At 61.7% G+C, this 19,780-nt stretch carries 18 protein-coding genes; 9 read left to right on the top strand and 9 right to left on the bottom strand.

Features of this window, described 5'->3' with window-relative positions; translation table 11 throughout:
* The first annotated feature begins 1 nt into the window (after position 1).
* Positions 2-1,354, top strand: a complete 1,353-nt coding sequence (locus KBW81_RS10975) for an amidase (protein WP_254247199.1) — start codon at positions 2-4, stop codon at positions 1,352-1,354.
* On the opposite strand, the gene KBW81_RS10970 is transcribed toward KBW81_RS10975, so the two are convergent.
* The 3 genes from KBW81_RS10970 to KBW81_RS10960 all read right to left on the bottom strand — a co-directional run bounded on the left by KBW81_RS10970 (position 1,311) and on the right by KBW81_RS10960 (position 4,292).
* Positions 1,311-2,066, bottom strand: a complete 756-nt coding sequence (locus tag KBW81_RS10970; protein WP_254247198.1) for a hydratase — start codon at positions 2,064-2,066, stop codon at positions 1,311-1,313. The genes KBW81_RS10975 and KBW81_RS10970 overlap by 44 nt on opposite strands.
* A complete protein-coding gene (locus KBW81_RS10965; protein WP_254247197.1) occupies positions 2,059-2,703 on the bottom strand; it encodes an aspartate/glutamate racemase family protein in 645 nt (214 codons plus the stop codon). The genes KBW81_RS10970 and KBW81_RS10965 overlap by 8 nt, the downstream gene beginning before the upstream one ends.
* A 299-nt stretch (positions 2,704-3,002) precedes the next feature.
* Positions 3,003-4,292 (bottom strand): M23 family metallopeptidase, encoded by a 1,290-nt coding sequence (locus KBW81_RS10960; protein WP_254247196.1) that lies wholly within the window; start codon positions 4,290-4,292, stop codon positions 3,003-3,005.
* 318 nt (positions 4,293-4,610) lie between these two features.
* Between KBW81_RS10960 and KBW81_RS10955 the strand changes: the two genes are divergently transcribed.
* From KBW81_RS10955 to KBW81_RS10945, 3 genes are all read left to right on the top strand, one after another.
* Positions 4,611-5,642 carry an RluA family pseudouridine synthase gene (locus KBW81_RS10955; RefSeq protein WP_090189262.1) on the top strand — a complete coding sequence of 344 codons (1,032 nt, stop codon included), beginning with the start codon at positions 4,611-4,613 and terminating at the stop codon, positions 5,640-5,642.
* Positions 5,643-5,805: 163 nt separating this feature from the next.
* A complete protein-coding gene (gene rpoH, locus KBW81_RS10950; protein ID WP_090189264.1) occupies positions 5,806-6,702 on the top strand; it encodes an RNA polymerase sigma factor RpoH in 897 nt (298 codons plus the stop codon).
* Between the two features lie 80 nt (positions 6,703-6,782).
* On the top strand, positions 6,783-7,739 hold the full coding sequence (locus tag KBW81_RS10945; protein ID WP_254247195.1) for a Gfo/Idh/MocA family protein: 957 nt from the start codon (positions 6,783-6,785) through the stop codon (positions 7,737-7,739).
* A gap of 41 nt (positions 7,740-7,780) precedes the next feature.
* Here KBW81_RS10945 and KBW81_RS10940 read toward each other — a convergent pair whose 3' ends face one another.
* The 6 genes from KBW81_RS10940 to KBW81_RS10915 form a co-directional block, all read right to left on the bottom strand.
* Positions 7,781-9,601 (bottom strand): M3 family oligoendopeptidase, encoded by a 1,821-nt coding sequence (locus KBW81_RS10940; RefSeq protein ID WP_254247194.1) that lies wholly within the window; start codon positions 9,599-9,601, stop codon positions 7,781-7,783.
* Positions 9,602-9,656: 55 nt separating this feature from the next.
* Positions 9,657-10,706, bottom strand: a complete 1,050-nt coding sequence (locus tag KBW81_RS10935) for an endonuclease/exonuclease/phosphatase family protein (RefSeq protein WP_254247193.1) — start codon at positions 10,704-10,706, stop codon at positions 9,657-9,659.
* A gap of 12 nt (positions 10,707-10,718) precedes the next feature.
* Positions 10,719-12,308 carry an ATP-dependent DNA ligase gene (locus KBW81_RS10930; RefSeq protein ID WP_254247192.1) on the bottom strand — a complete coding sequence of 530 codons (1,590 nt, stop codon included), beginning with the start codon at positions 12,306-12,308 and terminating at the stop codon, positions 10,719-10,721.
* The gene (locus KBW81_RS10925; protein WP_254247191.1) at positions 12,305-13,327 is read right to left on the bottom strand and encodes a ligase-associated DNA damage response exonuclease; all 1,023 of its coding nucleotides are present in this window, start codon (positions 13,325-13,327) and stop codon (positions 12,305-12,307) included. Before KBW81_RS10925 ends, KBW81_RS10930 begins: the two co-directional genes overlap by 4 nt.
* A gap of 214 nt (positions 13,328-13,541) precedes the next feature.
* Positions 13,542-14,477 carry an alpha/beta fold hydrolase gene (locus KBW81_RS10920; RefSeq protein WP_254247190.1) on the bottom strand — a complete coding sequence of 312 codons (936 nt, stop codon included), beginning with the start codon at positions 14,475-14,477 and terminating at the stop codon, positions 13,542-13,544.
* On the bottom strand, positions 14,477-14,764 hold the full coding sequence (locus tag KBW81_RS10915) for an SCP2 sterol-binding domain-containing protein (protein ID WP_090189276.1): 288 nt from the start codon (positions 14,762-14,764) through the stop codon (positions 14,477-14,479). Before KBW81_RS10915 ends, KBW81_RS10920 begins: the two co-directional genes overlap by 1 nt.
* Positions 14,765-14,836: 72 nt before the next feature.
* Here KBW81_RS10915 and KBW81_RS10910 point away from each other — a divergent pair, with 72 nt between their 5' ends.
* The 5 genes from KBW81_RS10910 to KBW81_RS10890 all read left to right on the top strand — a co-directional run bounded on the left by KBW81_RS10910 (position 14,837) and on the right by KBW81_RS10890 (position 19,744).
* A complete protein-coding gene (locus KBW81_RS10910; RefSeq protein ID WP_090189278.1) occupies positions 14,837-15,397 on the top strand; it encodes a tetratricopeptide repeat protein in 561 nt (186 codons plus the stop codon).
* A 28-nt stretch (positions 15,398-15,425) separates the two neighbouring features.
* Entirely contained in the window at positions 15,426-18,263 is a 2,838-nt protein-coding gene (locus tag KBW81_RS10905) for a helicase-related protein (protein WP_254247189.1), read from the top strand.
* A complete protein-coding gene (locus tag KBW81_RS10900) occupies positions 18,260-18,646 on the top strand; it encodes an RNA-binding S4 domain-containing protein (protein WP_254247188.1) in 387 nt (128 codons plus the stop codon). Before KBW81_RS10905 ends, KBW81_RS10900 begins: the two co-directional genes overlap by 4 nt.
* Positions 18,647-18,697: 51 nt before the next feature.
* Positions 18,698-19,033: a ferredoxin FdxA gene (gene fdxA, locus KBW81_RS10895; RefSeq protein ID WP_090189285.1), complete on the top strand. Its 336-nt coding sequence runs from the start codon at positions 18,698-18,700 to the stop codon at positions 19,031-19,033.
* A 201-nt stretch (positions 19,034-19,234) separates the two neighbouring features.
* The gene (locus KBW81_RS10890) at positions 19,235-19,744 is read left to right on the top strand and encodes a CarD family transcriptional regulator (protein ID WP_090189287.1); all 510 of its coding nucleotides are present in this window, start codon (positions 19,235-19,237) and stop codon (positions 19,742-19,744) included.
* Positions 19,745-19,780: the final 36 nt, after the last annotated feature.

Here is a 19,780-nt window from a genome sequence, read left to right as displayed (position 1 = left end):
CTTGGACGATTTAGAACATGCCGATGTCACCGCGCTTCTGGCGCAGTTCGCCGCAGGCATGGCCACGCCGAATGATGCCGCGGCGCTGGTGCTGGACCGGATCGCGCGGATTGACCCCAAGCTGAATGCCTATTCCACCCTTTCCCAAACCCTGCTGGCCGAGGCGCAGGCCGCGACGGACCGCTGGGCGCGGGGAATGCCGCAAGGGCCGCTGGACGGTGTGCCGATCGTCGTGAAGGACAATCTGGTGTCGCGCGGCTTGCCCGCGTCATGGGGCAACGCCGCGCTGTCCGCCCGCGTGGCCGCGCATGATGAGGTGCCGGTCGCGCGGCTCCGCGCCGCTGGTGCGCTGGTCATCGGTAAGGGCAATACGCCCGAATTTGCCGTCGACGGCTACACGGAAAACCTGACCTTTGGCGTGACCCGCAACCCCTTTGACCCCGCTCTGACGCCGGGTGGATCATCCGGCGGGGTGGTGGCGGCGGTGGCCTCTGGCATGGCCTTTGCGGGGCTGGCGACAGACGGCGGCGGGTCGATCCGCAGACCGGCAGGATATACCGGGCTGGTGGGGCTAAAGCCGGGGATGGGCCGCGTCGCCCGGGGCGGCGGCTTGCCGCAACTTTTGCTGGATTTCGAGGTTGCCGGACCCATCGCCCGGTCACTGCGCGATCTGCGGTTGCTGGATGCTGTGCTGTCAGGCCAAGCGGGTCGTGCGCAGGGGCGGGCACAGGGTCGTATTCTTGCGATCCCGGTTCTGGGCGATGCGCCGTGTGACCCTGTCATCCTGCAGGCTTTCGCGGACATGTGCGAGGCGCTACGCGGGCAGGGACACAGGGTGATCACGGGTGATCTGCCATATGACCTGTCGGACCTGAACGCCGGATGGGGCCATATCGCAGAGGTTGGTTTGGCCGCCTATTTCCAGCAGGACCCTGCTGTTGCTGCTGCAGCGGCGCAGAAATATCAGGCGATGGCAGCGCGTGGCCGTGCCTTTCCTGCCAGCGAATTTCAGGCCATTCAGCACGCTGTAACGGATCTGCGCCGCGCGGCGCAGGGGCTGTGGGGCTATGATGCGATCCTGATGCCGACCTCTGCCGCGCAGCCTTGGCCCGCCCATGAAAGCCACCCGGCGATGATCGCAGGCAAGCCTGCCGGGCCGCGCGGGCATGCGGTCTATACCGGTTGGGTCAATGCCGCAGGCCTGCCCGCCATCGCCTTTCCCGCGACGATTGCGGCGGGATTGCCGATGGGTCTGCAGCTGATTGGACCCGCCCAAAGCGAAGGCTGGCTGATGGACGTGGTAGAGCCGATTATAAGTCCGTTTCGCTGGCCGGATTTGCCGCCTGCAGGTTGATCGACACCTCACCAAAGCCCGCGATCCATCCGGTGACGATGGCGTCCGGCGTGAACCAAGGCAGCCCGCATAAGGACCCCGTTATCACCGTCTGACCCACCTGAAGCCCGCCGCAATGGTCCCCAAGATGGGCCAGCAACAAGGCAAGGTTCGCCAGCGCCGACCCGCCCGGCACGGTCGCGGGACCATCAAGGGTGACTTGCGCCTCCGTCCCAAGCCACGCGTCCTGGGTTCCAAAATCCGACCCGTCCCATGCGGGCATCGCGGGGCCCAGCACCAGACCGGCGTTGATCTGGAAATCGGCAAACTTCAAATCCGTCCGTGTGGCCGCGTCGCCGGTCAGGCGGGTGTCCACCAATTCCAACGCGATGCAGGGCACAAAATAATCCTGCGGCCGCGGCGGAAGGGTGGCAGCGGGCAGCGGTTGGGTCAGGGTAAAGCCGATCTCAAGCTCGACCCCTAAACAATCCGCGACGATCCGCGTGCCGCCGCCCGCGACGCGGTATCGCGACTGGATCGGCGCAATAATCGGCGGGCCGCCATCGGCCGCATGACCGACCTTGAACCCGGTCACAGGCCCAAGCGCCGCGCTGACGCGCGATTGGATCGCCAAGACTTGCGCGCGCGGCAGCACGTCCCAGTCCGGCGTGATGCGGGTGCCGTTTTCGTGGGCGTTAATCAGGGCCTGCGCAATGTCAGTCGTGTTAGGCATGTTCGCTTTCGATCAATAGGCGCAATGCACGCGCGGCGCTTAGGATGGGATTAATCAATGGCACGGGGGACGCGGCGCGAAGCCGTTCCGCCGCTGTTCCAAGGGGCCCGCCGCCGATGATGACACGGGCCGCGCCAGCCGCATAGGCCCGGTTGATCTGCGCGAGCAGGGCTGCGTCCAACGCCCCTCGGTCCGACATCAGCGCCGCAGGGTCGGCATCAGCGCAAAAGCATCCAACATAGGTGGCATTGCCCGCATGTTTAGTCATCAGGACATCAATGGGGGCGGCGAGCGCCGGGGTCGTGGTGGCGACCGCAAAGGGTTGCCCGGTCTGCGCCGCCTGACGCGCGGCGGCTGCACCAATGCCGATCACCGGGCAAGGCGCGCGCTGGGCAAGGCGGGCCGCCCCCGGATCGCCGAAGGCAGACACGATGATCCCATCGGGCCACAGGGGTAGGGCGGCACTGGCAATCAGGTCTGCCGCATCAGCAAGCGCCGCTGGGTCGGTAATCAGATCCGGACCCGACGGCGCGGTCCAAGGTGTCGGGGGCGCCCCAAGGCCAACTGCCGCGATCTGGCACATCGCCGTGGTGGTGGCCGGATTGTGGTTCGGGTTCATCAACAGGACGTGCGCCAACGTAAAACCTCGCTTTGATCTGGCTGAGATGGCCCAGCCTACGATGGGAAGGGCTGCCAGAAGAAGGGGGCGCGTTGTCTGTGCGGGATAGGACGCGCCGCAGGGCGACGGGTTGCATGACATCGCTGAAAGAAACGGCAAAGGTGCTGTATTCAGTGCGCCATCTGAATGTGCTTTGCCCTCGTTTGCCGCGCATGCGCTGCAATTGCCTGTCAGGCGTTGTTGGACGGTCGCCACTCTCGGCCGTCATCATCAGACGCTTAGAATAGACTACCAAGACCGCCGAAATGCTTTGCGCATCAACCCCTTATCGCGAGCAAACGATCAAGTTTGCTTTTCACGCTGCTTAAACGCGTGACAGAGCCTGCGGTGGCGGCACCAGCGCCCAAATCCCGCAACCGCGTGTCAGCAAGCGGTGATACTGCTTTGCCACCCACACGGATTTCGTAATGCAGATGCGGCGCGGTCGACGTGCCTGTTGATCCGGCGCGGCCTAGTTCGGTGCCAGCGGTTATGCGATCGCCGACTTTGATCGCGTCATTCAAGGCGCTCAGGTGGGCATATAGGGTTTGAACGCCGCTTCCGTGGTCAACCTCGACAACCGTTCCGTAACCGCTGCGCTCGCCCATGAAGGCCACTTTGCCAGCTTGGGTCGCTTCCACGGGCGCGCCTTGTTCGGCCGCAAAGTCCAGACCGCTGTGCATCCGCTTTGTCTTGTGGATCGGGTGCATGCGCAGCCCAAACGCGGAACTAAGCCTTGCGCCGCGGATTGGTTGCTCGAAGGTCTGCAGCAGTTCGCCGTCTTTCATGATTTGGGTCCGGCGGGAATTGTCGTCCGGCCATAAAATCTCATAGCGGCCGTCGTTCAGATCCAGTTGCGCGAAATCGATGGTCGGTTCCCCAACAACACGGTCGCCCGCGCGGTACTCGCGCCACATCACGCGCATATGCTCGCCGCCGCTTAGCTGGGTGCGCAGATCGAAGGTTTCGTCTAGGATCAGTTCAAGGTCTGTCGCAAAGCGTGTGGGAATCCCGGCGGCTTCTAGCGCGCCAAAGATCGACGTTTTCACAATAGCCTCGCCAGCGCGCGGAACACTGACAAGGTCAGGCGCAAGCCGTTCGACCGAAGGCGCAGGTGCGAAACGCGCCAAAATGCGCGAGCCATCTTCGAGTTCGAGCGTCGCCGTGTAAGGCGTGCCCGCGGGGGATGTTTTCAAAGACAGGAGTTGCCCCGGCTTTAGTTGACGTAGGTCGAATTCGGACCCAATCGCAGCGGTCACATCACGGCTGGCGTCTGTGTCGAGTCCCGCCTCGGCCAGAAGCCCTGAAAGGCTGCCACCTGCGTCGACGACGCGCGACCAGCTGACGGTGTCGGCCGCCTGTTCGGGCAAATCGGCCACGGGCGTTGTCACGGCAAAATCGTCGTCACCGGACGTGTCTTGCGCCGTACCACCTGCGGGGGACGGAAGCGCGGCGACCTCTTTGGCTGGGCCGGGCAGATTGGCCGGTTCGTCAAGCAGCTGCGATACGCTAAACGCGATGCCGCCGGTCACCAGCAGCGCTGTCCAGTATCGTAGTCTTATTAACATTGCATGTCCCGCACCGCCTCGTGCCTCTACGCAGTTTGCGCGAAATACTTTTTAGGGGTTAGTGAAGTGCTCTGCATGATTTTGCAATGAAGGGTGGGCACAACCGGCGGGACCTTGCCTTCACGCTTTGGTGTCAGGCTTTGGTGTCTGGCTTTCGCACCTTAGCGTGGTGCCGTCTTGTCCATCTTGCTAGGTGTCTGATGTACTGGCGCAGATCAGAGCCTTCGGCAAAGGTATTTAAGACCACAAGAAGCCACTGCGTGCTGCGTGACAAGGGCATGCGGGCAGGGTAGGAGGCGCGTTCAAGGAGAGACTGCCATGCCCCAGACCACCGTCGAATTCACCATCCAAGCCAATCCGCTGCCGCGGCTTGATAAAGTTCTGGCGCGCGACGTGCCCGAGGATGCGACGCTCTCACGCTCGCGTCTGGGCAAGTTGATTGCGGACGGTGCGGTGCAGGTGGACGGCGTCGTTGTGACGGACCCGCGCGCGCGGGTGGCCGAAGGGGCGCAGGTCGCAATTACCGTAGAAGAGGCGCAGGAAAGTCACATCGTAGCGCAGGATATTGCGCTGGATATCATCTATGAAGACGACGACCTGATCGTGCTGAACAAGCCTGCGGGCATGGTTGTGCATCCTGCGCCGGGCACGCCGGACGGCACATTGGTCAATGCGCTGATCCACCATTGCGGCGATGACCTGAGCGGCGTTGGCGGCATGAAGCGGCCGGGGATCGTGCACCGGATCGACAAGGAAACCTCTGGCCTGTTGGTCGTGGCGAAATCCGACGCCGCCCATCAGGGGTTAGCTGCACAGTTCGCGGCACACACGGTCGAGCGGCGCTATCTGGCAGTGTGCTTTGGCATGCCCGACGCGAATGACCCGCGACTGCGCGGCGTAAAGGGCACGAGTTTCGACCCTGGCAATATCCTGAAGGTGCAGACTTTCCTTGGACGGCACAAAAGCGACCGGCAAAAACAGGCGGTTTCGTTTCAAACCGGGCGCCATGCCGTGACGCGCGTGCGCATTATTGAAACATTGGGCACGCCGGCTGTCGCGACCTTGGTGGAATGCTGGCTAGAGACGGGCCGCACCCATCAAATCCGCGTGCATATGGCCCACTGCGGTCATGGCTTGATCGGTGACCCGGTGTATGGCGGCCGTCAGAAGCTGGCGGAAAAGGCCGTGGGGCCAGCAGGCGTGGCCGCTGCGCGCACCTTCCCGCGTCAGGCGCTACATGCCGCAACCCTTGGCTTCAAGCACCCGATTAGCGGCGAATTCATGGAATTTGCTGCGGAATTACCCGCGGATATGTTACAACTCTTGCAAGATTTGCAGTATAAGGGCTGAAAATCGCTGCTTGATGTGCATTTATGCGCAGACTTTGGTGGTGCGCGACGGAACGCACAGGTTCATACGTTGTTAAACCATTGCACCGAGGATGATTGAAAGACCGCCCTTGGACACCCATATCCATGTTAAGCCCATAAACATTGGGCAGAGGGGAACCGACATGAGCGATTATAAGAATCTTCCAGCGCCGTCACCTGAACAGGGGCTGAACCGCTACATGCAGGCGATCCGCAAGTTTCCGATGCTGGAGCCTGAGAACGAATACATGCTGGCGAAGCGTTGGACTGAAAACGAAGACACCGACGCCGCGCACCAGTTGGTGACGTCCCACCTTCGTTTGGCCGCCAAAATCGCGATGGGCTATCGCGGTTACGGTCTGCCGCAGGCCGAGGTGATTTCCGAAGCGAACGTCGGTCTGATGCAGGCCGTGAAAAAGTTCGACCCGGAAAAAGGCTTCCGTCTGGCGACCTATGCGATGTGGTGGATCCGCGCTGCGATTCAGGAATACGTCCTGCGGTCGTGGTCGATGGTGAAACTGGGCACCACCTCTGCCCAGAAGAAATTGTTCTTTAACCTGCGCAAGGCGAAAAACCGCATCGGCGCGCTGGAAGAAGGCGATCTGCGTCCCGAGAACGTGCAGCGGATTGCGACCGATCTGGGCGTGACCGAAGCCGAAGTCGTGTCGATGAACCGACGTCTGTCGGGCGGTGATGCGTCGCTGAACGCGACCGTCGGGTCCGAAGGCGAAGGCACGATGCAATGGCAGGATTGGCTGGAAGACGAAGACGCCGATCAGGCTGGCGATTATGAAGAGCGTGACGAGCTGGAAAACCGCCGCGCCATGCTGGCCGAGGCAATGGGCGTTCTGAATGACCGGGAAAAAGACATCCTGATGCAGCGCCGCCTGAACGACGAAACGATCACGCTGGAAGACCTGTCATCGCAATATGACGTCAGCCGCGAGCGGATTCGCCAGATCGAAGTGCGCGCGTTTGAAAAGCTGCAAAAGCGCATGCGCGAATTGGCGGCTGAGAAGGGGATGCTTGAGAGCGTCTAATCCTTTCGCTAGGCTTGTTCTAAATGCTCCCGCCGGTACCTCCGGTGGGAGTTTTCTTTGCCAGATGAAAAGGACACGCGATGCGTTGGGGAATACTCGGGGCGGCGAACTTTGCGCGCCAGCATATGGGGCCGGCGATTCATGCGGCCAAGGGCGCGGAACTGGTGGCGCTTGCAACATCCGATCCGGTCAAGGCGACTGGCTTTAGCGACTTTGCGCCGGGCCTGCGGGTGCACAGCGACTATGATGCGCTGCTGGCGGATGATGGGATTGATGCGGTTTACATCCCGCTGCCGAACCACCTGCATGTGGACTGGACGATCAAGGCGCTGGAAGCTGGCAAACATGTGCTGTGCGAAAAGCCGATTGCGCTGAAAGCCGAAGACATTGACCGGGTGATTGCCGCGCGGGATGCCAGCGGCAAATTCGCGGCAGAGGCGTTTATGATCACGCACCATCCGCAATTTGCCCGGGCCCGTGAATTGGTGCAGGGCGGCACGATTGGCCAGTTGCGCCATGTCGATGCGCTGTTCAGCTTTAATAACCCCGACGCGGGCAATATCCGCAATAAGCCGGACACAGGCGGCGGGGCGCTGCCTGATATTGGCGTCTATGTCTTGGGTGCCGCGCGGTTCGTGACGGGGGCAGAGCCGGTTGCGGTCACCCATGCGCGGGTCGATTTTGAAGGCGGCGTGGATGTGTTCGCTCAGTTCGCGGCGGAGTTTGAGGGTTTCACGTATTCCGGCCTTGTGTCCACCCGGATGCAGCCCGCGCAGCGTATCACGTTTCACGGTGACAAAGGGATCCTGACCATGACCGCGCCCTTTAATGCGGGCGTTTATGATCAAGCAGAGTTGGTGATTGAGACACAGAACGGCAGCCGTACGGTCGAACGTTGGCCCGGCGTGAACCAATATGTGTTGCAGGTCGAAACCTTTGCCGCAGCGGCGCTGCACGGCGCGGATTACGCTTGCCCGCTGGAATTCAGCCGCGGCACGCAGGCGATGATGGATATGGTCTACGCCGCCGGCCGCTGAATGAATAAGGCCCCGGCGCAGTGCCGGGGCCTTATGATCGTTTAGTCTTCTTCCATCGCCTCTAGCTCGTCGATCATCCCCTCGATCATCGACAGGCCTTTGTTCCAGAATGCCGGGTCAGACGCGTCAAGGCCGAAGGGGGCCAGCAGTTCGGTGTGGTGCTTGGACCCGCCCGCTTTGAGCATGTCGAAATACTTGGTTTTAAAGTCGGGATCGCCTTCGGCGTAGACCGCGTAAAGCGCGTTCACCAACCCGTCGCCAAAGGCATAGGCGTAGACGTAGAACGGCGAGTGGACGAAGTGAGGGATGTAGGACCAGAAGGTCTCGTATCCGTCTTGAAAGTCGAACACTGGCCCAAGGCTTTCGGCCTGCACCGACATCCACAGCGCGTTGATATCGTCGGGCGTCAACTCTCCTTGCGCGCGGGCGGCGTGCAGTTTGCATTCGAAATCGTAGAACGCGATCTGGCGCACGACCGTGTTGATCATGTCCTCGACCTTGCCCGCCAGCAGGACTTTGCGTTCTTCTTTGGTCTTTGCCCCTTCGAGCAATTTCTGGAACGTCAGCATTTCGCCGAACACGGATGCGGTTTCCGCCAGTGTCAGCGGCGTCGACGAGAGCAATTCGCCCTGACCCGCGGCAAGGCGCTGGTGGACGCCGTGGCCAAGTTCATGCGCCAGCGTCATCACGTCGCGCGGTTTGCCAAGGTAGTTCAGCATCACATAGGGGTGCACGGTGCTGACGGTGGGGTGGGCAAAGGCACCGGGCGCTTTGCCGGGCTTCACGCCCGCGTCGATCCAGCCGTCGGTAAAGAACGGCTTGGCCAGTTCTGCCATTTCAGGGGCAAAGTCGGCGTAGGCGTCCATGACGATCTTTTCCGCCTCGGGCCAAGTCACGATGCGGTCAGCGTCCATGGGCAGCGGCGCGTTGCGGTCCCATGTTTCCATCCGCTCTAGTCCCAGCCATTTGGCTTTTAGCGCGTAATAGCGGTGCGACAGGCGGGGGTAGGCTGCGACGACGGCATTGCGCAGCGCCTCGACGACCTCTGGCTCGACATGGTTGGACAGGTGGCGACCGTATTGCGGGGTCGGCATTTTCCGCCAGCGATCCTCGATCTCTTTTTCCTTTGCCAACGTGTTGTGGACGCGGGCAAAGAGTTTGACGTTCTTGGCAAAGACATCGGACAGCGCGCGGCTACCGGCTTCGCGCTTGGTGCGGTCGCGGTCGGTCAGCAGGTTGAGAGTGGATTCAAGGTTCAGCTGTTCGCCGTCCACATCGAACATCAGCGCGGCCATGGTTTCGTCAAACAGCCGGTTCCACGCGGCCGCGCCGACAGTGGATTGGTCGTGCAGGAACTTTTCCATCTCGTCGGACAGCTGATGCGGCTTCATGGCGCGCATGCGGTCAAAGATCGGCTTGTAGCGGCGCAGTTCGGCGTTTTGCGCTAGCAGGTCCGCCAGATGCGCGTCCTCTAGGCGGTTAAATTCCAGACTGTAGAACACCAGCGGCGTTGTGTAAGTGGTCATGCGGTCTTGCGCGTCGGCCATAAACTTGCCGCGCTCGTCATCGGTGGTGATCTGGTAGTAGCGCAGGCCCGCGTAGGACATGATGCGCCCGGCGATGATGTCGATATTCTCGTACCGCTTGACCGCGTCCAGCAGGCCAGCGGCGTCAAGATCGGCCAGCTTACCTTCGTAGTCGGTCGCGAAATCGGCGCAGGCGGCTTCGAGCCAGTCCATGTCGCGCTTAATCTCGGCGCTATCGGGGGACGGATAAAGGTCGGTCAGGTCCCATTCGGGCAGATCGCCAAAGGCGGCGGCGCCAGCATCTTGCGGGGCGTCATAGGCGATGGATCGGGTCATGCGGTCATCCTGTCTGATGGTGTTGCCTTTGACATAGGTCTTGCGGTGGGTCCTCTCAACCCTTTGCAGCCGCGTCAAAGATGGCTTGCACGGCGCCAGCGTCGCCATCGCGGGGGGCTGCGGGGGTGCCTTCGGCGCTGGTGGTCAGGCACAGATCGGCCTGCACGGGGTAATGATCTGACCCGACGGCGGGCAGGACGGTAAAGTCCAGCAGCCCCGGCCCGCCTTGCCACAGGATCTGATCCAGCGGCCATTTCATCCAGCGACTTTCGGCATCAAAGCTGACCATCGGTTCACGCCCTTGGCGCGGGTCGAGCAAGCCGCCGGTGCGCAGGGCCAGCCGCGAGGTATCGCTCCAACTGGTGGCATTGAAATCACCGGCGACGATGCTGACAGCGTCGCTGTCTTGCGCAAGTTGGGCAGCAGTCAGCACAGCGGCGTCGCGCATCGTGCTGGACTGGCCGATTTGCGGCGGGCGCGGGTGGACGCCGATGAATTGCACGGTCTGGCGCGGGTGTTCGACATCGCCGACAAACAGCGGCGTATCGCTGTCAAAAGGGTATTCAAAGCGCGCCTCTGCCAGTGGATAGCGTGAATAAACCTGCATCCCGTAGTAGCGGGCATCGACGGGCTGCGCCTGCATGACATGTTCATAGGTCTGGTTCAGGGGGGCAAGGTCCCGGTCCCAGCGGTCATTGGTTTCCATCACCAGCACGATATCGGCGTTGCTGTCCGTGATCATATCCAGCACTTGGCCCGCGTCTTGATTGCCCAGCTGCACATTCGTCGACAGCACCCGCAGGCGGCCATCATCGGCGCAGCGCGGGGTGTGGGCGACCATCTTGGCGGCGATGGGCTGATAGGGCCACAGCGTCCAGACCTGCATGCCAAGTGCCCCGAGCGCGGCGGCGGTCACGATGAAACCGCGCCAGCCTGCGATCAGCGCATAAAGCGCGCTCAGCGCCGCCAGCCCCGCTGCAATTTGCAGACGCGGAAAGTCTAAGGCGCGCACCCACCATTGGTCGGTGTTCAACTGCCCGATAATCGTGGCGATGATCAGGACCAGCAGCGGTAAAGCGATGATCCGGGTGATCCAACGACGCATCGGCGCCTCCTGTTATCCGTATTGGGCCAACATCCCCTTTAGGTCTGCTAGCGTATTCGCCTCGCGCAGCGGTTTGTCGTGGCGCCAGCGCAGCATCCGAGGGAACCGCAGGGCGACGCCGGATTTATGGCGCGGGCTGGCTTGAATGCCCTCGAACGCAAGCTCGAAGACATGTTCTGCCGTGACTTGCCGCACTGGGCCAAATTTCTGCAAGGTGTTCTTGCGTACCCAAGCGGTGATTTGCCGGAATTCCGCATCCGTTAGGCCGGAATACGCCTTCGCAAAGGGGACAAGGTCGTCGCCGTCCCAAACCGCAAAGGTATAATCGGTAAATAGATTGGCGCGGCGGCCTGATCCTTGCTGCGCGTAAATCATCACGGCGTCAATCGTCAGCGGATCAACCTTCCATTTCCACCAGTCGCCTTTTTTGCGTCCCGCAAGGTAACGGCTGTCGCGCCGTTTTAGCATCACGCCCTCGGCCAGACGGTCCCTGCTGGTGTCGCGCTGGGCGGCAAGGCTGTCCCAATCGGTGAAATCCACGGCAGGCGACAGGCGCAGCGGGGCGCTGTCTGGTGCGGCACCGACGATCTGCGCCAATCGGGCGCGGCGGTCGGCAAAGGGATGGTCGCGGATATCGGTGCCAGCGTCCTCTAGCAGATCATAGGCCATCAGGATCACGGGCGCTTCGGTCAGCAGCTTTTTGGGCACGGTTTTGCGGCCGATGCGGGCTTGCAGGGTGTTGAACGACAAAGGCGCGCCATCGCGGTATCCTAGCACCTCGCCGTCGATCACCGTGCCGTCCGGCAGATAGTCGCGCAGCTGCGCCAACTCGGGAAAGCGGTCGGTCATCAGGTCTTCGCCGCGCGACCACAGGTGATGCTCGCCGCCGCGCATGATGAACTGGCCGCGAATGCCGTCCCATTTCCACTCTGCCGACCAATCGCTGGCGGGGCCAAGATCGGCAAGATCCTCTAGCCCGTAAGCAAGGTAGAACGGGTATGGGCGTGACAGATCGGTGCTGGGATCGGTGGTTTCGATCAGCGCAGCCCATGTCGTTGTATCAGGCGTCCAGTTGCCCATCAGGCGGTGGGTCAGGTTCGCTTCGTCCCCGTTTGTTGCCTGCGCCAGCGCGCGGGTCATCAGTTTGCGGCTGACGCCGACGCGGAACGATCCGGTCAGCAGTTTGGTGAAAAGATAGCGTTGCGGGCCGGGCAGGCTGTCCCATGCGGCAAGGATGCCAGCCTTGCGCGTGTCATCGTCTGTGGCGGACAGGCGGGCAATCTCACCGATCCAATAGGTCAGCGAGCAGTCGTCACTGCCTGTGGCGTCGGGCAGGATCAGGCTGATGGTTTCCGCCAAATCGCCAACGATGCCGTAGGATTCCTCGAACAGCCACAGCGGGATGCCGCCCCGTTCTGCCGCCCATTCGCGCAGACGCGTGGCAGTGATGGTGCGTTTGGGGCGGCGGCCGGAAAAGAGGGCGACGGTCCATAACTTGTCGTCATCTGGCGCGGTGCGGAAATAGTCGGCCAAGGCAGCGACCTTGACCGTGGTCTTGGTGGATTCGTCAATGCGGGCGTAAAGAGCGGCAAACTCTTTCATGACGGCTCTGCCGCGGTGTCGTCAGCCTCGTCTACCTGCTCTCCGCTATATTCGGTGCTGACGATATGGGCGTCATAGCCTTCCTCTGCCAGCCAGCGCTGAAAGGCAGCGGTGTAGCCGTGGGTGGCGAAAATCTTGGTCGCGCCAGTTTCGCGGATCGCGGTGTTCAGCCCGTCCCAGTCGGCGTGATCGCTGACGACAAAGCCCCGGTCCGCCGCCCTGCGCCGCCGCACCCCGCGCAAGGCCATCCAGCCAGAGGCAAAGGCCGTGGACGACGGCCCGAACCTGCGCCCCCAAGACGTGCCAAGCGCGCTGGGCGTGGCGATCACCAGGGCACCCGGGTGGTCGGCACCTTTGGTTTCGGGCGTCACGCGGATGGTATCCGGCAGCTTGACGCCCTGCGCCCGCAGCACCGCGTTGGTGTTTTCCACTGCGCCATGCGTCAGGATCGGGCCGATATCGGGGTCGACGCAAGTCAGCAGGCGCTGCGCCTTGCCAAGGGCATAGGCCCCGATGATTGACGTGCGTCCCTCTGCCGCGTTGGCGGCCCACCAGGCGTTGATCTGGGTGGTTAGGGTGGCTTCTTCGAGCCATTTAAAGATCGGCAGGCCAAAGGTGCATTCGGTAATGAAGGCATGGCATTGCACCGGTTCGAACGGTTCCGATAGCCCGTCAGTCACGGTTTTATAATCGCCCGAGGCGACCCAGACCTCGCCCGCGACCTCGACCCGGATCTGGGCTGATCCGGGGACATGGCCAGCGGGGTGGAACGACACCTTGGCCCCGCCGATCTGGCGGGTTTCGCTGTAGCGGATGGTGTCGATCGACACATCGCCAAGGCGGTGCCGCATCACAGGGGCGGCGGCCTGCGTTGCCAGATAACTTTTCATCCCCCAGCGCGAATGATCGGCGTGGCCATGGGTGATCAGCGCACGGTCTACGGGCCGCCAAGGGTCGATATAAAAATCGCCTGCGGGGCAGTAAATGCCGCTGTCGGTGAAGGTGAGTACATCTGCCATGAAGCGGATTTAGGGCAGGGGGGCGGTTTGGCGAGGGGGATTTGTAGCGAGGGGGGATTTACGGCGCGGGCGGATTGCCTTGGCGGGGATCGAGCCTCCGGCGGGAGTATTTGGGGCAAGATGATGGGGATTGAACTGAGGTTTTTAGCGATCTGAGCGATAAGGGTGCCGTAGGCGGGCGGATTTGGGGGGAACGAAAGCTTGGGGACTTGGCCTAAGTATGTGCGGCGAAGAGGGCGGCGGCGGTGTCGAAGAAACGGCTGCGGACCTCTGGCCCTTCCATCATGGTTTCGTGCTTGCCGCCTTCGACGATTTCCAATGTGCCGCCGGGCCAGCGGGCCATGCGGTCGTGGATGCGGGCGGGGTCGACGATGGATTCGGCGGTGCCAAGAAAGGTTGTCGCGGGCACGCGGGGGGATGCGAGGCGGGACATGCGGCGCATATCAATCAGCGATTCGTTCAGCCAGCGGAGCGATGGGCCGCCCAAGGCGAGATCAGCGTGGGTCGCCAGTTGGTGCTGCATATGGGCGAACATCTCTGGATCAGAGGTGAGGGTGTTTTCACCCATTGCAATGCGGTTCAGGTAGGTTTCACGCTCTTGCCCCGGGGCCATGCGGGAATCGAGGCCGACGCGGCGGGCGATGGATGAGATACCCCAAGCGAAAGGACGCAGGGCGGCGGCCATTTGGATGCCCCACATCGGGGCAGAGAAGACAGCGGCGCGCACCGGCAGGCCTTCGATCAAGGCCCGCAGGCCGATGGCACCGCCCATGGAGTGCGCGATCATATAAAATGGCTTGGGCAGGCCCAGATCGCGGGCATGGGTGAGCATGGCGGCGACGTCTTTTTGAAAATCACCAAAGTCGGCAACGTGGCCCGTCGCGCGGTCGGGTGCGGCGCGATCTGATAGGCCTTGGCCGCGCCAGTCGATCGTGATTGTGGCATAGCCGCGTGCGCGCAGATCAGCGGCTGCGCGGCCATATTTTTCGATATATTCGGTGCGGCCGGGCAGCAGCAGGACTGTGCCGCGATCCGCGTCCGAAACCCAGTGACCGACGCGGATTTTCGCGTTGTCAGTGGTTTGCAGCCAATGCGCCGCCCCTGCATCCGGGCCATCCGCGACGTCCGCATGCAGGGGGGCGTACCGCATTAGGCCAGCACGGCGGCGAGCTGCATCGCCTTGCCCATGTCGCCGTCGATCGTCAGCTTGCCGGTCATAAAGGCGGCAGTCGCGTTTTCTTCGCCGTTCAGGATGCCCTCGAACGTGTCGCGGGATGCGGTCAGGGTCACGTCTGCGTCGTCGTCGCCCGCGCGTGCACCGTCCTGATCGATCATGATCGCGCCTTCGCCTTCGACAACGAACTTGGCCGTGCCGTCAAAGCCGCCGTCCATTTTTTCGTTCAACTGGGCCACGGCCTGGGTGATGACATCGCTCATGTGATTAATCCTTTGTCGCGGTTGTGAGGGAGCGCCACTGGTATCGGGCGCTGGTTACGTTACATTGGATGTATGGCCAAGGTTAGAAAAGTCATCAATCGTGCCGCTGCGGCATTTGTGCTGGGGATCCTCAGCACCGCGCCTGCGTTTGCGCAAACCGCAGAGCTGGACGCGCTGTTTGACCGGTTGGTTCAGGCGGACCCCGAAGAGACATCGCAGATCCAAGGGCAAATCGCGGCGCAATGGTCGCGCAGCGGGTCTGCTGCGATGGATTTGCTGCTGCGCCGGGGGCAGGATGCGATCACTGCGGGTGATCTTCCGCTGGCGATCCAGCACTATAGCGCGCTGATCGATCATGCCCCCCAGTTTGCCGAAGGCTATAACGGCCGCGCCACGGCGTTTTATCTGTCTGGCCAAATTGGTCCAGCACTGGCCGATATTCAGGACACGCTGGCGCTGAACCCGCGCCATTTTGGTGCCATGAGCGGTCTGGCCGTCATTTTGGAAGAACTGGACCGGCCGCAAGACGCGCTTGAGGTCTATGCGCGAATCCTAAAGATTGCGCCCAACGCGGAAGGTGTGCAGGACGCTGCCGACCGTCTGACTGTCGAAATGGACGGCGTGACCCTGTAAGGTCAGTGCCGTTCCTGCGGGGACCGATATGCAACCATCCCGCGTGACGGCCGTTTTGGGGCCGACAAACACCGGCAAGACGCACTATGCGATCGAGCGGATGCTGGGGCACCGCACGGGGGTCATCGGCTTGCCGCTGCGGCTGCTTGCGCGTGAGGTGTATGACCGGATTGTTAAGGCGCGCGGACCCGGCGTTGTCGCGCTGGTGACGGGCGAAGAACGCATCGTGCCCCCGCGTACTGCCTATTGGGTCTGCACTGTCGAGGCGATGCCAGAGGGGCTGGGATGCGATTTTCTGGCGGTGGATGAAATCCAGCTTTGCGCAGATGACGCGCGGGGCCATGTCTTTACCGACCGGCTGCTGCATGCACGCGGCCTGCATGAGACTCTGTTCATGGGCGCTGACACCATGCGGCAGGCGATCATCGCGATGATCCCAGAGGTCACGATCATGCGCCGAGAGCGGTTTTCGGAGCTGACCTATGCAGGTTCGAAAAAGCTAAGCCGGATGCCGCCAAGGGCCGCGATTGTCGGGTTTTCGGTTGAAAATTGCTATGCCATCGCCGAATTGATCCGCCGCCAAAAGGGCGGCGCTGCGGTTGTGATGGGCGCGCTATCCCCGCGGACCCGCAATGCGCAGGTCGAGATGTATCAAAATGGCGATGTGGATTATCTGGTCGCCACCGATGCCATCGGCATGGGGCTGAACCTTGATATTAAACACGTCGCCTTTTCGGCCACGACGAAATTCGACGGCCACCGGATGCGCGAGTTGCGCCCCGACGAGCTGGCGCAGATCGCGGGCCGGGCCGGGCGGCACCTTGCCCCCGGCACCTTTGGCGTGACGGGAGAGGCGCAAGAGCTGGACGAGGGGGTGATCAATCAGATCACCAATCACCAGTTCCAACCGATCAAAAAACTGCACTGGCGCAACTCATCCCTGCAATTCGGCTCTATCAAGCGGCTTTTGCAAACGCTCGAAGAGCGGACTGACAACGACTGGCTGACCCGCGTGCGCGAAAGCGACGATCTGGCAGCCCTGCGCGCGCTGGGCAATGACGAGATTATCGCAGCCCGCGCCAAGGACGGCCCTTCGGTGCGCCTTTTGTGGGATGTGTGCCGCGTGCCGGACTTTCGCGGCATCAGTAAAGGGGAACACGCGGGCCTACTTACGCGTATATTCACTGACTTGCACCAGATCGGTCATATCGACGAAAACTGGTTTGCATTGCAGGTTGCGCGGATTGACCGGGATGACGGCGATATCGACACATTGTCGAAACGATTGGCATATATCCGCACTTGGACCTATGTGGCACAGCGCAAAGGCTGGCTGCGGGACGAAAACCATTGGCGTGACCAGACCCGCGCTGTAGAAGACCGCCTATCGGATGCACTACATGGTGCATTGGCGCAAAGATTTGTGGACCGGCGGACATCCGTATTGCTTCGCCGGCTCAAACAGAAGGAGAGCCTCTTGGCTGACGTAAACGACAAGGGCGAAGTGACGATCGAGGGTGAATTCATCGGTCGTCTTGAAGGTTTCCGGTTCCGTATGGACAAAGCCGGAAGCCCGGACGAGGCCAAGACGCTGCGGCAAGCAAGCGCGCAAGCGCTGGTGCCGCATTTCCATCTGCGGGCGGACCGTTTCTATAACGCCCCCGACACGGAAATGGATTTTACCGAACAGGGTGGCCTGATGTGGGGCGATCAAGCCGTGGGCAAACTGGCCCAAGGCGATGATCCCATGAAGCCCAAGGTTGTCGCTTTTGTTGATGACGAGGCTGGCACGGATGTTGCTGCCAAGGTGCAGCGCCGCCTGCAGCATTTCATCGACCGCAAGGTTGCGACAGCGATGGAGCCGCTGCTGGCGCTGAAAAATGACGACACGCTGACCGGTCTTGCCAAGGGCTTTGCCTTTCGCATGGCCGAACACTTCGGCATCATCCCCCGCGGCGACGTCGCCGACGAGGTGAAGGCGCTGGACCAAGAAGCCCGCGGCGCATTGCGCAAGCATGGTATCCGCTTTGGTCAGTTCACTGTCTTTCTGCCGCTGCTGCTGAAGCCCGCGCCGACACGGCTGCGGCTGGTGCTCTGGTCCCTGCAGAACAACCTGCAGGAATTCCCCGAAAGCCCGCCCCCCGGTCTGGTAACAGTGCCTGCCAGCACGGATGCCCACGCCGGTTATTACGCCATGGCCGGTTACCGCGCCGCTGGCACACGTGCGATTCGCATCGACATGCTGGAACGTCTGGCCGACCTGCTGCGCGACAAAAACAGCAAAGCCGGGTTCGAGGCTGTTCCTGACATGCTGTCGATCACGGGCACCACGCTGGACCAATTCGCCGACCTGATGGGCGGCCTTGGTTATGCCGCCGAAAAGGGCGAGCGGGCGAAGGTGAAAGCCGCTGCCGCACCGGCAAAGGCTGAAATCGTCACACAGCTGGACGCCATCGGCGATTCGACGACTGGTATGGTCGAAGAAGGCAATGCGCCAGAGGTTGAGGCCGCGCCTGCGGTCGAACCCGCCGCTGATGCAGCACCTGCTCCAGCAGCAGAAGCAGACGCTGTGGCACAGGCTGATGCGCCTGCTGCAGAGATGGAGGTGTTCTACACCTTCACTTGGGGTGGCCGCGCCGCACGTCAGACGGGTCGTCCGGCTGGTCGCGGTGGTGATGCGCAGCGCAAGCAGGGCGGCGACAAACCCGCTGGCGACAAGCCGCGTCGGGGCAAGCCGCAAGGCAAGCGCGGGCCAAAGCCTGACGACAAGCCGCAAAACTTTGCCGCGAAGCCGCAGCGGACTGAGAAGAAAATCGACCCGGACAACCCCTTTGCGGCCGCCTTGCAAGGCTTCAAGCCAAGTTGACCGAAGAGCGTGACACGGTCCGGCTGGACAAATGGCTTTGGCATGCGCGGTTCTTTAAATCGCGCAGCATCAGCGCCGGTGTCATCAGCGCGGGCCATGTCCGTGTAAACGGCGCGCCTGCCCCTAAACCCGCAAGGGCGGTGGGGCAGGGCGACGTTTTGACCTTTTCCCAAGAACGCCAAGTGCGTGTGGTCAAGATCATCGCCTGCGGCACCCGCCGGGGCCCCGCGCCAGAGGCGCAAGCGCTGTACGAAGACATGTCACCGCCTGTGGAAAAGACCCCCGCCAATCCGCGATTCGACGGCGGCGGACGTCCGACAGGTAAAGATCGCCGAGACTTGATGGCCGCCAAGGGCCGGGGCGATCCATTCGCGCTTGAATGATCCCGCCCGCTGGCCTAGCAAGTCCCCCAAACCAGAGCCGGAACAACGCCCATGACCTATATCGTCAACGACAACTGCATTGCCTGCAAATTTACCGACTGCGTCGAAGTCTGCCCCGTGGACTGCTTCTACGAAGGCGAAAACATGCTGGTGATCCACCCTGACGAATGCATCGACTGCGGCGTGTGCGAACCTGAATGCCCTGCTGACGCGATCCGCCCTGATACAGAGCCGGACATGGAAAAGTGGGTCGAATTTAACCGCAAGTATTCGGAAAAGTGGCCGGTCATCATCACCAAGAAAGATCCTTTGCCAAATGCAGAGGAAATGGACGGCAAGCCGGGCAAGATGGACCTGTTCAGCGAAGCCCCCGGCGAAGGCGGCTGATTCGGTACAAAGCTGCTGCGCAAGCCTTTGGTTTTGCGCAGCTTTGATCTACCATACACGACCCTTTCGCGGGGGTGAATTTTGTGGTATGGTAAGCGCAATGCTGCCAATGACCTGACCCAATTTCGGTGCCACCAGCCCTGACGATGACGACTGTCACCGCCGGGGTCTTTTGCCGTTCGGGTCACAGAAAGGATTGCCATGAGCAAGTCAAAGAAAAAAGAGTTCCAACCAAACGAATTCGTTGTCTACCCCGCCCATGGCGTCGGTAAAATCGTCTCGGTCGAGACGCAGGAAGTGGCGGGATTTGAGCTGGAAATGTTCGTCATCGCCTTTGAAAAAGACAAGATGACGCTGCGGGTGCCGACACATAAGGCCACCGAAGTCGGCATGCGCGCTTTGTCCACGCCTGACGTCGTCAGTCACGCCATGAAAACGCTGCGCGGTAAGGCCAAGGTCAAGAAAGCCATGTGGTCACGTCGCGCGCAAGAATATGAGCAAAAGATCAACTCTGGCGATCTAATTGCTATTGCAGAAGTCGTCCGGGACCTGCATCGTGCAGATGACCAGCGCGAACAAAGCTACTCTGAGCGTCAGCTGTATGAGGCCGCTTTGGAGCGTCTGACACGCGAGATTGCTGCCGTGGCCGGCAACGATGAGAAGGCCGCAGCAGAAGAGATCGGTTCGGTTCTGGTGGGTCGCGCGGCGTAAGCCCGATCTATCAGGGAGGAGGGAAGGCCGCACTTG

The sequence above is a fragment of the Loktanella salsilacus genome, assembly GCF_024206795.1.
Lineage (GTDB): Bacteria > Pseudomonadota > Alphaproteobacteria > Rhodobacterales > Rhodobacteraceae > Loktanella > Loktanella salsilacus.
Note: the sequence above shows the minus strand (reverse complement) of the source record. Positions and strands in the feature narration are given on the sequence as shown.

What these genes read in the sequence shown, in the direction of transcription:
- KBW81_RS10945 (WP_254247195.1), top strand. Translation starts at nt 6,783, where the DNA reads ATGCGTTGGGGAATACTCGGGGCGGCGAACTTTGCGCGCCAGCATATG.
- KBW81_RS10940 (WP_254247194.1), bottom strand. Translation starts at nt 9,601, where the DNA reads ATGACCCGATCCATCGCCTATGACGCCCCGCAAGATGCTGGCGCCGCC.
- KBW81_RS10930 (WP_254247192.1), bottom strand. Translation starts at nt 12,308, where the DNA reads ATGAAAGAGTTTGCCGCTCTTTACGCCCGCATTGACGAATCCACCAAG.
- KBW81_RS10925 (WP_254247191.1), bottom strand. Translation starts at nt 13,327, where the DNA reads ATGGCAGATGTACTCACCTTCACCGACAGCGGCATTTACTGCCCCGCA.
- KBW81_RS10955 (WP_090189262.1), top strand. Translation starts at nt 4,611, where the DNA reads ATGCCCCAGACCACCGTCGAATTCACCATCCAAGCCAATCCGCTGCCG.
- KBW81_RS10890 (WP_090189287.1), top strand. Translation starts at nt 19,235, where the DNA reads ATGAGCAAGTCAAAGAAAAAAGAGTTCCAACCAAACGAATTCGTTGTC.
- rpoH (WP_090189264.1), top strand. Translation starts at nt 5,806, where the DNA reads ATGAGCGATTATAAGAATCTTCCAGCGCCGTCACCTGAACAGGGGCTG.
- KBW81_RS10920 (WP_254247190.1), bottom strand. Translation starts at nt 14,477, where the DNA reads ATGCGGTACGCCCCCCTGCATGCGGACGTCGCGGATGGCCCGGATGCA.
- KBW81_RS10915 (WP_090189276.1), bottom strand. Translation starts at nt 14,764, where the DNA reads ATGAGCGATGTCATCACCCAGGCCGTGGCCCAGTTGAACGAAAAAATG.
- fdxA (WP_090189285.1), top strand. Translation starts at nt 18,698, where the DNA reads ATGACCTATATCGTCAACGACAACTGCATTGCCTGCAAATTTACCGAC.
- KBW81_RS10905 (WP_254247189.1), top strand. Translation starts at nt 15,426, where the DNA reads ATGCAACCATCCCGCGTGACGGCCGTTTTGGGGCCGACAAACACCGGC.
- KBW81_RS10910 (WP_090189278.1), top strand. Translation starts at nt 14,837, where the DNA reads ATGGCCAAGGTTAGAAAAGTCATCAATCGTGCCGCTGCGGCATTTGTG.
- KBW81_RS10970 (WP_254247198.1), bottom strand. Translation starts at nt 2,066, where the DNA reads ATGCCTAACACGACTGACATTGCGCAGGCCCTGATTAACGCCCACGAA.
- KBW81_RS10960 (WP_254247196.1), bottom strand. Translation starts at nt 4,292, where the DNA reads ATGTTAATAAGACTACGATACTGGACAGCGCTGCTGGTGACCGGCGGC.
- KBW81_RS10935 (WP_254247193.1), bottom strand. Translation starts at nt 10,706, where the DNA reads ATGCGTCGTTGGATCACCCGGATCATCGCTTTACCGCTGCTGGTCCTG.